Source organism: Pseudomonas sp. 57B-090624, from assembly GCF_003234055.1.
GTDB lineage: Bacteria > Pseudomonadota > Gammaproteobacteria > Pseudomonadales > Pseudomonadaceae > Metapseudomonas > Metapseudomonas tohonis.
On sequence record NZ_QKRU01000108.1, the window covers coordinates 1 to 14,508 of the forward strand.

The 14,508-nt window shown below is 60.6% G+C and carries 11 protein-coding genes; 4 read left to right on the forward strand and 7 right to left on the reverse strand.

Going from position 1 to position 14,508, the window contains the following annotated elements:
• Positions 1 to 283 precede the first annotated feature (283 nt).
• Both DMX10_RS30080 and DMX10_RS30085 read right to left on the reverse strand, forming a co-directional pair.
• On the reverse strand, positions 284 to 2,239 hold the full coding sequence (locus DMX10_RS30080; protein ID WP_111264536.1) for an acetoacetate--CoA ligase: 1,956 nt from the start codon (positions 2,237 to 2,239) through the stop codon (positions 284 to 286).
• Between the two features lie 106 nt (positions 2,240 to 2,345).
• Complete coding sequence (locus DMX10_RS30085; RefSeq protein WP_111264537.1) at positions 2,346 to 3,260, reverse strand: LysR family transcriptional regulator; 915 nt, start codon at positions 3,258 to 3,260, stop codon at positions 2,346 to 2,348.
• Between the two features lie 122 nt (positions 3,261 to 3,382).
• Here DMX10_RS30085 and DMX10_RS30090 point away from each other — a divergent pair, with 122 nt between their 5' ends.
• From DMX10_RS30090 to DMX10_RS30105, 4 genes are all read left to right on the forward strand, one after another.
• Positions 3,383 to 4,081, forward strand: coding sequence for a CoA transferase subunit A (locus DMX10_RS30090; RefSeq protein WP_043246821.1), 699 nt, complete (start codon positions 3,383 to 3,385; stop codon positions 4,079 to 4,081).
• Between the two features lie 150 nt (positions 4,082 to 4,231).
• On the forward strand, positions 4,232 to 4,888 hold the full coding sequence (locus DMX10_RS30095) for a CoA transferase subunit B (RefSeq protein ID WP_111264538.1): 657 nt from the start codon (positions 4,232 to 4,234) through the stop codon (positions 4,886 to 4,888).
• Positions 4,889 to 4,994: 106 nt separating this feature from the next.
• Positions 4,995 to 6,176, forward strand: a complete 1,182-nt coding sequence (locus tag DMX10_RS30100) for an acetyl-CoA C-acetyltransferase (protein WP_111264539.1) — start codon at positions 4,995 to 4,997, stop codon at positions 6,174 to 6,176.
• A gap of 636 nt (positions 6,177 to 6,812) precedes the next feature.
• A complete protein-coding gene (locus DMX10_RS30105; protein ID WP_111264540.1) occupies positions 6,813 to 8,231 on the forward strand; it encodes a short-chain fatty acid transporter in 1,419 nt (472 codons plus the stop codon).
• Positions 8,232 to 8,277: 46 nt separating this feature from the next.
• Here DMX10_RS30105 and DMX10_RS30110 read toward each other — a convergent pair whose 3' ends face one another.
• The 5 genes from DMX10_RS30110 to DMX10_RS30130 all read right to left on the reverse strand — a co-directional run.
• Positions 8,278 to 9,969 carry an ABC transporter ATP-binding protein gene (locus DMX10_RS30110; RefSeq protein WP_111264541.1) on the reverse strand — a complete coding sequence of 564 codons (1,692 nt, stop codon included), beginning with the start codon at positions 9,967 to 9,969 and terminating at the stop codon, positions 8,278 to 8,280.
• A gap of 21 nt (positions 9,970 to 9,990) precedes the next feature.
• A complete protein-coding gene (locus tag DMX10_RS30115) occupies positions 9,991 to 10,620 on the reverse strand; it encodes a lasso peptide biosynthesis B2 protein (RefSeq protein WP_158545639.1) in 630 nt (209 codons plus the stop codon).
• A 31-nt stretch (positions 10,621 to 10,651) separates the two neighbouring features.
• Positions 10,652 to 12,124 carry an asparagine synthase-related protein gene (locus DMX10_RS30120; RefSeq protein ID WP_111264543.1) on the reverse strand — a complete coding sequence of 491 codons (1,473 nt, stop codon included), beginning with the start codon at positions 12,122 to 12,124 and terminating at the stop codon, positions 10,652 to 10,654.
• Between the two features lie 738 nt (positions 12,125 to 12,862).
• Positions 12,863 to 13,771: a hydroxymethylglutaryl-CoA lyase gene (locus tag DMX10_RS30125; protein WP_111264544.1), complete on the reverse strand. Its 909-nt coding sequence runs from the start codon at positions 13,769 to 13,771 to the stop codon at positions 12,863 to 12,865.
• Between the two features lie 126 nt (positions 13,772 to 13,897).
• Positions 13,898 to 14,508, reverse strand: a 611-nt coding sequence (locus DMX10_RS30130) for a biotin/lipoyl-containing protein (RefSeq protein ID WP_305888073.1), incomplete at its 5' end; no start/stop codon positions are given.

Below are 14,508 nucleotides of genomic sequence, written 5' to 3' on the forward strand. Positions count from 1 at the left end.
GGTCTGGCGTTCCAGCTTGCCTTCGAGGCGTGCGAGGGCGGGTTCGAACTCCTGGCAGGGCGTGGCCAGGGCGATGGAGGGCAGGGCGAGGCCCAGGCAGAGCAGGGCGCGGGGGATGAGATCCATCTCGGGTTCCAGGTACGAGTGAGGCCGCCATGTTAGCGCCGGCACCACGGGCATTCCCTTGGCCGTTGATGCAAGCGTGATGGGGTTCGCAGGGTGGGTGACGCGCGCGAGTGCCAGGCAGCCGTCGGGTTGCCCCCGACCTACGGCCGCGTCGCCTTCACTCCGCCAGTTCCTGCAGGTTCCTGAACAGCTCCAGCGCCTGGGGGTTGGCCAGGGCGTCGGTGTTCTTCACCGGGCGGCCGTGGACGACATTGCGCACCGCCAGCTCGACGATCTTGCCGCTGAGGGTGCGCGGGATATCGGCGACGGCGATGATCTTCGCCGGCACGTGGCGCGGCGTGGTGTTGTCGCGGATCACCTGGCGGATGCGCGCCTGCAAGGTGTCGTCCAGCGCCACGCCCTCGCGCAGGCGTACGAACAGCACCACGCGCACGTCGCCCTGCCAGTCCTGGCCGATGGCGAGGGATTCCAGCACCTGTTCCACCTTCTCCACCTGGCGGTAGATCTCGGCGGTGCCGATGCGTACGCCGCCGGGGTTGAGCACGGCATCCGAGCGGCCGTGGATCACCAGGCCCCCGTGGGCGGTCTCCTCGGCGTAGTCGCCGTGGGCCCAGACGCCGGGGAAAGTCTCGAAGTAGGCCGCGCGGAATTTCCCGCCGTCCGGGTCGTTCCAGAAGCCCACCGGCATCGAGGGGAAATGCCGGGCGCAGACCAGCTCGCCCTTGCCGGAGGCGAGCCGCCTGCCGTCCTCGTCCCACACCTGCACGTCCATGCCCAGGCCCTTGCACTGCAGCTCGCCACGCCACACCGGCAGCACCGGGTTGCCCAGGGCAAAGCAGGAGACGATGTCGGTACCGCCGGAAATGGACGACAGGCACAGCTCGGCCTTGATCTCGCGGTAGACGTAGTCGAAGCCCTCGTGGGCCAGGGGCGAGCCGGTGGAGAGCAGCGTCTTGAGGCGCTCCAGCCGATGGCTCTGGCGGGGCCGCGCGCCGGCCTTCTCCAGCGCCGCGAGGTACTTGGCGCTGGTGCCGAAGATGCTGATGCCCTCGGCGTCGATCAGGTCCATCAGCCGCTCCGGGCCGGGATGGAACGGCGAGCCGTCGTAGAGCACCAGGGTGGCGCCCAGGGCCAGGCCGGAGGCCAGCCAGTTCCACATCATCCAGCCGCAGGTGGTGAAGTAGAACAGCGTGTCGTCGGCCTTCAGGTCGCTGTGCAGGGCGTGTTCCTTGAGGTGCTGCAGCAGGGTGCCGCCGACGCCGTGGACGATGCACTTGGGCACCCCGGTGGTGCCGCTGGAGTAGAGGATGTACAGCGGCTGCTCGAAGGGCACGGGAACGAACGCGGGTTCGCCGCCGGGGCGGTAGAAGTCGTCCCACAGGCTGACGCCGGCGGCGGTGGCGAAGTCTTCCGCGCGGGCCTCCTGGCGGGCATAGGGCACCACCACCAACTGGGCGAGGGTGGGCAGGCGCTGGAGGATTTCATTGAGCTTGGCGGTCAGGTCCAGGGTCTTGCCGGCGTAGTGGTAGCCGGCGGCGGCGATCAGCACCTTGGGTTCGATCTGGCCGAAGCGGTCGATCACCCCCTGGGTGCCGAAGTCCGGCGAGCAGGACGACCAGGTGGCACCGAGGCTGGCGGTGGCGAGCATGCCCACCACCGTCTGCCAGGTGTTGGGCATGAAGGCCGCCACACGGTCGCCGACGCCCACCCCGGCGGCGGCCAGGCGCTGCTGCAGGCCGGCGACATGGGCGGCCAGTTCGGCATGGCTGAGCTGCTCGCGGCGGCCATCCTCGGCCACGGCCACCAGCGCCGGGTGGTCGTCACGGCGGCGCAGCAGGTGCTCGGCGAAGTTCAGGGTGGCGCCGGGGAACCAATGGGCGCTGGGCATGGCCGGGCCTTCCTCCAGCACCGCGCGGGGCGGTGTGTGGAAGTGCACATCGAACAGCTCCACCAGCGCCTGCCAGAAGGCTTCCCGCTGCCCGACGCTCCAGGCGTGCAGGGCGGCGTAGTCGGGCAGGTCGAGGCCGTGGCGGCGGGCGATCTCGCGGCGGAAGGCGTCCATCCGCGTGGCGGCGATGCGTTCCGGGCTGGGGGTCCACAGGGGCTGGCTCATCGGGCGACTCCTCTTCTTCTACGACTGGGCCCACTGCGCTGGCGGGCGATGTCCATAGCATGGCACGGGCGTTGGCGGCCGCGCTGGTACTAGGTTAGGGGTGGCCTCACTCGCCGGGTTCCGCAGGCCCCTGGCGGTTCCAGTCGCGCAGGTGCAGCAGCACGTCGGCCAGGGCCTGGGCAGCGGTGGAGAGGCTGTGCCCGGCGAGCCACAGCAGGCCCACGCGACGCTCGATCTGCGGGTCGCGCAGGGCGATGCAGCGGGCGCCCAGTTCCTCCATCTGCTGGATGCACAGGCTGGGCACCGCGCTCACGCCCAGGCCCTGGGCGACCATGCGGCCGACCGTCACCAACTGATGGCTCTCCAGGGCCACCGGCAGCCGGCCGTGCCGCGCCGCCACCCGCTCCTCCAGCAGCAGGCGCACGGCGGAGGGGCGTTGCAGGGTGATGAAGGGCTCGCCCAGCAGCTCTGCCCAGCTCACTTCGCTCTGCTGCGCCAATGCGCAATCGCCGGGCACCACGGCGACGAAACGGTCGCTGTAGAAGGGCGTGAACGCCAGGCCGTCGAGGGACTCCGGCTCGAAGGCGATGCCCAGCTCGACGCGGTGGTTGCGCACCATCTCCAGCACCTGCTCGTTGATCACGTCGTGCACCGCCACGTTGACCTTCGGGTGGCGGTCGCGGAAGGCCTTGAGGCCCACCGGCAGCAGGTTGCCGGCGAAGGAGGGCATGGCGGCGATGGCCACCTTGCCCAGTTGCAGGGTGAAGTGCTGGCGCAGCAGTTCCTCGGCGTTGTCCCAGTCCGCCAGCAGGCGCCGGGCGATGGGTAGCAGGGTCTCGCCCTCCGGCGTCAGCGCCACGCTGCGGGTGGTGCGCACCAGCAGCTGGCCGCCGAGGGATTCCTCCAGGTTCTTGATCGCCAGGGACAGCGCCGGCTGGGACAGGTGCAGGCGCTCGCAGGCCTGGGCGAAGCTCAGGCTCTGGGCGACGGCGAGGAAGGCACGCAGTTGCTTGACGGTCATTGATTTGTTTTGCCGATCAATAGCGAGGAAAAACAAAATTAACAAATGAGTCGAACGAGGAGAAGCTTGGGCTCACTCACCGGCCCCATGCCGGGCCAACGACAATCACAAGAGGCAGCACCATGAGTGGACTCGACAAGCGCGTAGGCAGCTACGAGGAAGCCCTCGAAGGGCTCACCGACGGCATGACCGTCCTCGCCGGGGGCTTCGGCCTGTGCGGCATCCCCGAGAACCTGATCGCCGAGATCCGTCGCCGTGGCGTGCGCGACCTCACCGTGGTCTCCAACAACTGCGGCGTCGATGGCTTCGGCCTCGGCGTGCTGCTGGAAGACCGGCAGATCCGCAAGATGATCGCCTCCTACGTGGGCGAGAACGCCCTGTTCGAGCAGCAGCTGCTCAGCGGCGAACTGGAAGTCGAGCTCACCCCCCAGGGCTCCCTTGCCGAGAAGCTGCGCGCCGGTGGTGCCGGCATCCCCGCCTTCTACACCGCCACCGGCTACGGCACCCCGGTCGCCGAAGGCAAGGAGGCCCGCGAATTCAACGGCCGCCCCTACATCCTCGAGCCGGCCATCACCGGCGACTTCGCCATCGTCAAGGGCTGGAAGGCCGACCGCTACGGCAACGTGATCTACCGCCACACCGCGCAGAACTTCAACCCGGTGGTGGCCACCGCCGGCCGCATCACCGTGGTCGAGGTGGAGGAGATCGTCGAACCCGGCGAGCTGGACCCGAGCCAGATTCACACCCCGGGCATCTACGTCGATCGCCTGATATGCGGGACTTTTGAGAAGCGCATCGAAAAGCGCACCACTCGCTCCTGAGGATCGGCTGCGCGTCGGCCCGGCGGTGTTGGAAGCGTGCTCGGACTGCTCATTCAGGCGACTGAACTCCGCGTCCTCGCACACTTCCGCCTAGCCGGTCTCTAGCTCGCTCGATCCTCTTCGACAATAGAACAAGATGAGGCGTTTGAAATGGCACTGACCCGCGAACAGATGGCCCAGCGCGTGGCCCGCGAACTGAAGGACGGCTACTACGTGAACCTGGGGATCGGCATCCCCACGCTGGTGGCCAACTACGTGCCCGAGGGCATGGAAGTGATGCTGCAATCGGAGAACGGCCTGCTGGGCATGGGCGCCTTCCCCACCGAGGAGGAAGTCGACGCCGACATGATCAACGCCGGCAAGCAGACGGTCACCGCCAGCAAGGGCGCGGCGATCTTCGACTCCGCCGAATCCTTCGCCATGATCCGTGGCGGCCACGTCGACCTCACGGTGCTGGGCGCCTTCGAGGTGGACGTGCAGGGCAACATCGCCTCCTGGATGATCCCCGGCAAGTTGGTCAAGGGCATGGGCGGCGCGATGGACCTGGTGGCCGGTGCCGACAACATCATCGTCACCATGACCCACGCCTCCAAGGACGGCGAGTCCAAGCTGCTCAAGCACTGCAGCCTGCCGCTCACCGGCTGCCGCTGCATCCGCAAGGTGCTCACCGACCTGGCTTACCTGGAGATCGAGGACGGCGCCTTCATCCTCCGCGAGCGCGCCCCCGGCGTCAGCATCGAGGAGATCGTCGCCAAGACCGCCGGCGAGCTGATCGTCCCGGACGACGTGATCGAAATGAGCTTCTGATTGCTCTGCCGCCCCGCGGACGAAACGCCACGCACGCTTCGTCCGCGGGGCGGTCCTTTGTTCATCGGCCAGGCCCGTGCGGCGTGGCCCCGCAGGAGATCCGCACATGCAAGACGTCGTCATAGTCGCCGCCACCCGCACCGCCGTCGGCAGCTTCCAGGGCTCGCTGGCCAACATCCCCGCCCCCGAGCTGGGCGCTGCGGTGATCCGCCAGCTGCTGGCCCAGACCGGCCTCGATGGCGCCCAGGTGGACGAGGTCATCCTCGGCCAGGTGCTCACTGCCGGTTCCGGCCAGAATCCTGCGCGCCAGGCCGCCATCCTCGCCGGCCTGCCCCATGCCGTGCCGGCCATGACCCTGAACAAGGTCTGCGGCTCCGGCCTCAAGGCCCTGCACCTGGCGGCCCAGGCCATCCGCTGCGGCGACGCCGAGGTGATCATCGCCGGCGGCCAGGAAAACATGAGCCTCGCCCCCTACGTCATGCCCGGTGCCCGCACCGGCCTGCGCATGGGCCACGCCAAGCTCATCGACACCATGATCCAGGACGGCCTGTGGGACGCCTTCAACGACTACCACATGGGCATCACCGCCGAGAACCTGGTGGAGAAGTACGGCATCAGCCGTGAAGCCCAGGACGCCTTCGCCGCTGCGTCCCAGCAAAAGGCCTCCGCCGCCATCGAAGCCGGCCGCTTCGTGGATGAGATCACCCCGATCCTGATCCCGCAGAAGAAGGGCGACCCCGTCGCCTTCGCCACCGACGAGCAGCCCCGCGCCGGCACCACCGCCGAATCCCTGGCCAAGCTCAAGCCGGCGTTCAAGAAGGACGGCAGCGTCACCGCCGGCAACGCTTCCAGCCTCAACGACGGCGCCGCCGCCGTGCTGCTGATGAGTGCCGAGAAGGCCAAGGCCCTGGGCCTGCCGGTGCTGGCGCGCATCGCCGCCTACGCCAACGCGGGCGTCGACCCGGCGATCATGGGCATCGGTCCGGTCTCGGCCACCCGCCGCTGCCTGGAGAAGGCCGGCTGGAACCTCGACGAGCTGGACCTGATCGAAGCCAACGAAGCCTTCGCCGCCCAGGCCCTGTCCGTGGGCAAGGAGCTGGGTTGGGACGCCGAGAAGGTCAACGTCAACGGCGGCGCCATCGCCATCGGCCATCCCATCGGCGCCTCCGGCTGCCGCGTGCTGGTGACCCTGCTACACGAGATGATCAAGCGCGATGCGAAGAAGGGCCTGGCGACCCTGTGCATCGGCGGCGGGCAGGGCGTGGCCCTGGCGATCGAGCGCTTTTAGTGGGTTACCGCGCTTTTAGTGGGTTCCCGCGTGCGCGGGAATGACGGTGCGTGAGGGAAGCCCCGCGCACCTCGTCACCCTCGCGAACGCGGGGGGCCACTGAAACAGAACGAGGGCTATTTAGTGGGTTCCCGCGCTTTTAGTGGGTTCCCGCGTGCGCGGGAATGACGGTGCGTGAGGGAAGCCCCGCGCACCTCGTCACCCTCGCGAACGCGGGGGCCACTGAAACAGAACGAGGGCTATTTAGTGGGTTCCCGCGCTTTTAGTGGGTTCCCGCATGCGCGGGAATGACGGTGAGTGAGGGAAGCCCCGCGCACCTCGTCACCCTCGCGAACGCGGGGGCCTACTGAAACGGAACGAAGGCGCTTTTAGTGGGTTCCCGCATGCGCGGGAATGACGGTGAGTGAGGGACGTCCCGCGCACCTCGTCACCCTCGCGAACGCGGGGGCCCACTGAACAAGTTGCATCACGCACCGCGCCGCTCACCGAGCGGGGCAAGACGCATTCCACGCCCTGGGGCGTGGCGTCGTCGTTTCAGGCAAACAGGGGGCAAAGACCCTCGTGCTGGTTCCAACCCTTATCCGGTGCCCGGCCCCGGCCGTGCCATGCCGACAAGAATAAAAGTGAGGTAGACCGATGGTCACGCAACTCGAAGAAAGCCGTTCCGCCCGTTTCGCCATGCGCTGCTCAGCCTGGGCCGAGCGCTGGTTCCCCGACTCCTGGGTATTCGCCGCGCTGGCGGTTCTGATCGTCACCGTCGCCGTGCTGGCCATGGGCGCACCCGCCAGCGCCACGGCCAAGGCCTTCGGCGATGGGTTCTGGAGCCTGATCCCCTTCACCATGCAGATGGCCTTCGTGGTCATCGGCGGCTATGTGGTCGCCAGCTCCGGCCCGGCATCGCGGCTCATCGACCTGCTGGCGCGGGTGCCGAAGAACGGCCGCACCGCGGTGGCCTGGGTGGCGCTGATCTCCATGGTCGCCTCGCTGCTCAACTGGGGCCTGTCCCTGGTGTTCGGCGGCCTGCTGGTGCGCGCCCTGGCCCGCCGTGAAGACATCAGGATGGACTACCGCGCCGCCGGTGCCGCCGCCTACCTGGGCCTGGGCGCCGTCTGGGCACTGGGGCTGTCGTCCTCCGCCGCGCAGTTGCAGGCCAACCCGGCCAGCCTGCCGCCGTCCATCCTCGCCATCACCGGCGTGATCCCCTTCACCGAGACCATCTTCCTCTGGCAGTCGGGCGTGATGCTGCTGGCGCTGATCCTGGTGTCCCTGGCCATCGCCTACATGACCGCGCCCAGCGCGGCCAGCGCCCGTGACGCCAAGGCCTGCGGCGTGGACCCGAGCTTCACCGCGCCGCCGCAACCCAAGCCGACCCGCCCGGGCGAGTGGCTGGAGCACAGCCCGCTGCTGATCATCCTGCTGGTGGTGCTGGCCGGTGGCTGGCTGGCCCAGGAGTTCGCCAGCAAGCCGGCGATCACCGCCATCTCCGGTCTCAATACCTACAACCTGCTGTTCATCATGGCCGGCGCGCTGCTGCACTGGCGCCCGCGCAGCTTCCTCGACGCCGTGGCCCGCGCCGTGCCGACCACCACCGGGGTGCTGATCCAGTTCCCGCTGTACGGCTCCATCGCCGCGCTGATGACCACCGTCAACGGCAGCGATGGCCAGACCCTGGCGCACCACATCTCCACCTTCTTCGTGCAGATCGCCTCCCACGACACCTACGCGCTGCTGATGGGCGTGTACTCCGCCGTGCTGGGCTTCTTCATCCCCTCCGGTGGCGGCAAGTGGATCATCGAGGCGCCCTACGTGATGCAGGTGGCCAACGAGCTGCGCTACCACCTGGGCTGGTCGGTGCAGATCTACAACGCCGCCGAGGCGCTGCCGAACCTGATCAACCCCTTCTACATGCTGCCCCTGCTGGGCGTGCTGGGCCTGAAGGCGCGCGACCTGATCGGCTTCTCCTTCGTCCAGCTGCTGGTGCACACCCCACTGGTGCTGGTGCTGCTGTGGGCCCTGGGCACCACCCTGGAATACGTGCCGCCGGTGATGCCGTGATGGGGAAAGGCGAGGTTAGGTAAACAGCGATGGATGTTGGGCGCAGTCAACGCTGCGCCCAATCCGATTCTGCTTCATTGAAGCTCTCGGCGTGTGTCATAAGTTCTATACGCACTATCTCATCCGCCATTTCTATGATGGAGCCTTGATGGCTGGCAAAGATCAAAGTACCACCCTGTGACCTAAGGAAACGAAGCGCTTTTTTTGCAGTGTTTTCATCTAGAGCGGAAGTTGGTTCATCGAGAATAATTATACGTTTCTGACGTAATACTGCTCTGGCAATGCCAATTCGCTGTTGCTCCCCCCCTGAAAGTGAACGGTTTTCTCCACCGACAGCTATGTCTAGGCTATTTGTGCTGACATCGTCGCTCAGGTGAAGGTCTAGTGCGTCAATTACTTCAATCAGCTCGCTGTCATCCACCACCCTGTCCGTGCCGTAAAGCAGGTTTTCACGAACCGTTCCCGAAAAGATGAATGGGGTTTGTTGGACAACGCTTATTTGGTCAATTACCGCATCGGACGAAAGGGTCTTCAGGTCCGCCCCGAAGAGGGCTATGGAACCTGTATAGGTGCGATTTAACCCGATCATACTATTGATTAATGTTGTCTTTCCGCTGCCGGAAGGGCCGCAGATTGCGTAGGTCTTTCCGAGCTGGATGTTGGTGGACAGTGGTTTGATATGCTCGGTTTGATATTTGTCTATCTTGAACAATATAGAGGATTTTTTGCACTGAGTTGTACCGCTTGGAGAGGGGGCGGTGAGCTTGAAATATTTGAGGCCGGCCTCCAGTGCAAGATGATCTCTCTTCAGGCCGACTAAGGAGCTGGCGATTACTGCGAATGGGGCTGTTAGCTGGACGACATAGGAGACCACCATCACAAAGTCGCCGACCGAGAATTGGTTATTAAGTGTAAGGTTGGCCGATGTAAGGGTGAATGCGAGGAGGGTCATACCGATCGCAATGACTTGCAAGCTTAGTAGGAGAGCCATTCGTGAGTTTGCTTTGAAGATAGCCTTTGTATAATTATGAATGACGCTTTTGATTTTTCTTGATTCTCTAGGTTGCGAGGCGTTTATAAGTATTTCGTTGGTTGCATCAATTTTTTCAGACAGGAACTCAGTAAGTTCATTTACTGCATTGAAACAGTCCAGGTGCACGTCTTCTGTTCTTTGTGATACCCATATTGCGATAAGAAATAGCAGGGTGATGGAAACTAAAAATGCGAAGGAGAAAGCTAGGCTCGTTGATTTCCACAAGATGATGAATACAAGAATTAATTCGAAGGCTAATGGTGCTAGAGTCCAGAATAGTGTTTGATTGATTTGTCCAAAACTTGTCATTGATCTGTCAAAATCTGAAAGAATCTCTCCCTTTGTTAGGATTTTATGATTTTCTGGGGTGAGCTTTAAGAAGCATTCGAATAGTGATCTATAAAAAGACGCATCGCAGCGTACCATGACATAAGAGGTTGCTATGCTTTTGAGCCATTCCATTGCATTGCTGACTGTCCAGGCTAGTGCATAGGCAGAGACAACTATATATAAAAGGCTTCTCTCGGCAGAAGAGTTGCTCAGTAAATTTGCTGACTCCCTCAAAAGTAGCGGTACGATAGAGCTGAACGCGGAAATGAATAAAATAATAGCAAGTACTAATGAGAAGTCTCTGAAGAATGCCGGGTATTTTTGTTTGGTTATGTCGAGCGCGTTACGGTAGGAATGAGATAGTTTGGTGCTCATGGTCGGAATAATGATCTCTTGCTAGATAGAGAGGATTTCATGAAGTGATTCAGGGATTTCTTGTTTGTCGCCTATAACCAAACCGCTATCACTTTCCGTCCAGGCATGGGCAAAAAAATCATAAGTTTTTACTCCGATTTTGAGTGTGACAACCTCTCCCTTAATTGCGCAGAGAAGGAAGGTGCATATTGAATGCTGCAAGCATGATGTACTGAAAGGCAAGATTTTAGATGCCTGTTTTATGCTGGAAGATATTTGCTGAAGCTCTTTTAATTCAAGCTTGCATGTGCTGAGGCGATTTCTTTTTATCTTCCTTATAAGGTTCAGGGTTTTGTGTAGGCCAAATGTCTTTGTTGTGATGAAGGAGAGGGTTAGTGCGAGGGAGGCTTTTATGATTGAGAAAGCTGAAACTTTGGTTAAATTTGCTTTGAAGGATTGAGACCACTCGTGATTATTTAATCCAAGCTTTCTAGGAGAGCCTATATTAATGTGGGTAGTTCCTCTCTCAAGGGTTAGTATTTTACATTGTACGAGCTCTTGAAGTTCGGGTGGGTATGTGTCAAGCCTCGATTGCACAGCATGGATAACTGCTTGGGTGTCCGAGTGGCTAAGCAGCCAGTACTTGTCTCCTGGTTCGTCGAGAATTACCATTTCGTCGTTGATTACGACATGGTGCACATATTTAGAAAATTGCATTGCTTGTTAGTCGCTTTAATTTATTAAAGGAATACGATATTAATAGCTCAAGGTTTAGTATTTTCATCATCTCATAGTTGAGCCCTTCCGCTCCTTGCGCAGAAATGTTATAGGCGCTCTTGAATTTAGATAAATCAATTAATTTCTCTTTCGTGCAATAGCCATTTTCTATAATGGCTAAGAGCCTTTCTCGCTGAAGGCTAAGGGCTTTTTGAAAGGAACCGGTTACAGAGCCCTTGTTATCTCTAGTGAAAAGGCCATTCCCAAACGCTTTTGCTGCGGACTTTCTGAAGGCAATCCTGCTAAGACTTGAATTGAATGCTTCAGATATCTCAAATGCTAAGGCGCATTCAATCATTGGCGAGTGGAGAAATGGGTAGAGTATTTTTTCTTCTGGCCTAGATGGTGTTATGCAGATTTCCTCGAGCGCTTCTTGGATTATCTCCGCTCTTAGACGGTTTGTGGTTTTCGTTAAATCAGGGAACTGGCGTTGCTTGCGATATTTCTTGATAAGAATGTTATTTTTGTGCGGCTCAGGACCTAAAAGAATTCGTTTTATTACTCTTGAGTAGCTGGTTGCGTTAAGGTCGCAGTATTCATTAAGTTTTTTGAAGAAATTATTGCCAATACAGTTACGCAATAACCTGGGGTCTGGATGCTCCAGGAAAGCATGATCGCCTCCATGCCCATCTAGAACTATAGGCGCACGACCTCCGAAGTGCTCAGTGGCGTGCCTATCTAAGATTTCTAGAATGCCGGAAAAAGCTAGAGCCGGAGACGGATAAGCTGGCAGGTTCATCGTTGAGGGGATTGTAAATAATCTGCTCTCATCAATTGGAACCAGAAGGTGCTCAATTTGTAGAATTCTCGCAATCCTACTCGACTCTGAAACGTCGGAGTTATAGCCTTCAGCTTCAGAGTACCACGTCGTTGCTACTATATTTCTGGGGTCGGCTATAGCTTTGCAGGCCGCTAAAATCGCCGTTGATTCTATACCCCCAGAAAATCTAACCGAAATATTTTGACCGCGAGTTTGCTTGCTTATTACTTCGGTAAGGGTTTCGGCTGGATCGCATCGAACTGCCTTTGGGATGTCTATAGATATTCTTATTGAAAGGTCGGCTCTGATTTTTCCAGACGTACCCGGTGTAATGGTATAAATATTTTCCCAGATTGAATCTCCAAGCTGTTTGGTATTGTTTAAGTATCGGAGGATGGCTGGTCTGGAAAGCCTTGATTTTTCAGTGAGTATGTTAATTATTTGATTTGAAATTACTATGCGGTTTTTGGTGATTTCTATGTGAAGTATGATGTGATTATCGATAGGGTTGGTTATCGTTATATGTTCATTGCAAATGGCGATTTTTACGGTTTTTGCTAACTTGTTTTTAGTTATCTTCCAGCTTTTGAAAGAGTTTTCGCTTTCTCTTGTTATTAGTTTGATCGCCTCAAATATCATTGATCGGTATCCATTCCGTTTTTTAAAGGAAGACCCTCATGAAGAGGGTCTTCTTGGCTGCGTTAGTTCCATTTTCCTCGATAGATCCAGAATTTCCCCTCCATAATTGCACCGCCTCCGCGCCCCTTGGTAGAGGTGCTTGCTTTGATTGTTACGAAGGAATTGGTTTTCAAAGGCCTGATTTTTTTGAACATTAGAATTCACTCCTTTAACTGCATCAATGTGATGCCACTTGATGCTCTTTTAAAAGGATATGAATTTCAACGGGTGGCGGCTTATGAAGACTGGCGAAAGGTAGTGGTGTTGCTTGCGAATTTTCTTAGGATTGTGATTGGAGATGGAAAAATACTTGGCGTGTAGACTTTTTATAACAGTAGTTTTTTGAATGGTCTTACGGGTGGGGTCCTGAATTCGTACGCAGCGGTCTGATCGTTATATTGGGAGTTTTCAGGAGGGAAGCGATAGGCGTTAAAAGGACCGCTGTTTTCGATCACGTCAGGCCCGGTTTCTTATTGCCAAAAAGCGGCGAATAAAATTTCGCGAAGGAGCGGGGATAACAGATGGATTTATTTGGCCTTGGTTAGCCGATAGGGAGCGGAATCTATGCGAACGCTTGAACTGCAAATTCAGGAGCGGGTAGGTGGCGGACTGGCTCCGCCTTCCTGGTTGCAGAGATCGTTGCCTGTGGGGTGGATGAGACCCCAGCGTTAATTTTTGAAAATGGCAAGTAGACCGGAACTATCTGCTCCGCTTGGCCAGCAGCGCGCGGGCGACGCGGGAGCCGTTTTCCTTGCCGAGCACGGCGCAGATGTGTTGGCCCGCGTCCACCAGGCGGTCCATGTCGATGCCGGTTTCGATGCCCATGCCGTTCATGAGGTAGAGCAGGTCTTCCGTGGCGACGTTGCCGGTGGCGCCCTTGGCGTAGGGGCAGCCGCCGAGGCCGGCGACGGAGCTGTCGAACACGGCGATGCCTTCCAGAAGGCCGGCGTGGACGTTGGCCACGGCCTGGCCGTAGGTGTCGTGGAAGTGCCCGGCAAGGCGCTCGCGCGGCACCCTGGCGCCCACCACCTCGAACAGGTGGCGGGTGGCGCCGGCGGTGCCGGTGCCGATGGTGTCGCCGAGGGAGACTTCATAGCAGCCCATGGCGTCCAGCTGGGCGGCGATGGCGGCCACCTGTTCGGCGGGCACCTCGCCCTCGTAGGGGCAGCCCAGCACGCAGGAGATGTAGCCGCGCACGCGGATGCCGTTGGCCCGCGCCGCGTCCATCAGCGGTACGAAGCGCTCCAGGCTCTCGGCGATGGAGCAGTTGATGTTCTTCTGCGAGAAGGCCTCCGAGGCGGCGGCGAACACCGCCACTTCCTTCACCCCGGCCTCCAGGGCGGCCTCGAAGCCCTTTATGTTCGGTGCCAGGGCGGCGTAGGTGACGCCCGGGCGGTAGGTGATGCCGGCGAACACCTCGGCACTGCCGGCCATCTGCGGCACCCACTTGGGCGAGACGAAGCTGCCCACCTCGATGTAGTCGAGGCCGGCGGCGGAGAGGTTGTCCACCAGGCGCACCTTGTCGGCCACGCTGATGGGTTGCTTCTCGTTTTGCAGGCCATCGCGGGGGCCGACTTCGACCAGGCGGACCTTCTTGGGAATCGTCATCGCGTCTTCTCTCTCATTCATCGGCGTTCGTGGCCTGATGGGGTTCGAGTGCCGGGCTCATGGAATGCTATGAGCGTAGGATGGGTAGAGTGGACATCGCTTTTCATGTCCACCAGCGGTGCCCTGTCAGGCTTCTTCCAGTTCCACCAGCGCGGTGCCTTCGGCGACCAGTTCGCCTTCGCTGCAGTACAGCGCCTTGACGGTGCCGGCGTGGGGCGCGCGGATGCTGTGCTCCATCTTCATCGCCTCCAGCACCACCAGGGCGGTGCCGGCTTCCACGGCTTGGCCGGCTTCCACCAGGACGCGCACGATACTGCCGTTCATGGGCGCCGTCAGCCCTCCGTGGTGGGCGTGGGCGGCCTGGGCCTCGGCCACCGGGTCGACCTGCTCGACGCGTTGCAGCTCGCCGTCCCATTCCAGGTAGAGGGCGTTGCCACGGCGGATCGCCAGGCGCTGGCGGGTGATGCCGTCCTGTTCCTGCCACAGGCGTTCGCCGTCCAGGCGCAGGGTGCTCGGCGCGGTGCCGCGCAGGCGCACCAGATGGCGTTCGTCGCCGCAGGCCAGATGCAGGTCGGTTTCGCTGGGCAGGCCGGGGCGCCAGCCGTCGTTGCGGCTCCAGGGCGAATGCGGGTCGTCCTCGCGCAGGCGTGCGACGCTGCCCTGGCGGAAGGCGTCGGCGGCGGCCTGCCAGAGCAGCTCCGGGCGCGCGGCGGGGGCGGACAGCAACTGCTCCTGGA

Coding starts and splice junctions, on each gene's coding strand:
- DMX10_RS30080 (WP_111264536.1), bottom strand. CDS start 2,239: ATGAGCCAGCCCCTGTGGACCCCCAGCCCGGAACGCATCGCCGCCACG.
- DMX10_RS30085 (WP_111264537.1), bottom strand. CDS start 3,260: ATGACCGTCAAGCAACTGCGTGCCTTCCTCGCCGTCGCCCAGAGCCTG.
- DMX10_RS30090 (WP_043246821.1), top strand. CDS start 3,383: ATGAGTGGACTCGACAAGCGCGTAGGCAGCTACGAGGAAGCCCTCGAA.
- DMX10_RS30095 (WP_111264538.1), top strand. CDS start 4,232: ATGGCACTGACCCGCGAACAGATGGCCCAGCGCGTGGCCCGCGAACTG.
- DMX10_RS30100 (WP_111264539.1), top strand. CDS start 4,995: ATGCAAGACGTCGTCATAGTCGCCGCCACCCGCACCGCCGTCGGCAGC.
- DMX10_RS30105 (WP_111264540.1), top strand. CDS start 6,813: ATGGTCACGCAACTCGAAGAAAGCCGTTCCGCCCGTTTCGCCATGCGC.
- DMX10_RS30110 (WP_111264541.1), bottom strand. CDS start 9,969: ATGAGCACCAAACTATCTCATTCCTACCGTAACGCGCTCGACATAACC.
- DMX10_RS30115 (WP_158545639.1), bottom strand. CDS start 10,620: ATGGTAATTCTCGACGAACCAGGAGACAAGTACTGGCTGCTTAGCCAC.
- DMX10_RS30120 (WP_111264543.1), bottom strand. CDS start 12,124: ATGATATTTGAGGCGATCAAACTAATAACAAGAGAAAGCGAAAACTCT.
- DMX10_RS30125 (WP_111264544.1), bottom strand. CDS start 13,771: ATGACGATTCCCAAGAAGGTCCGCCTGGTCGAAGTCGGCCCCCGCGAT.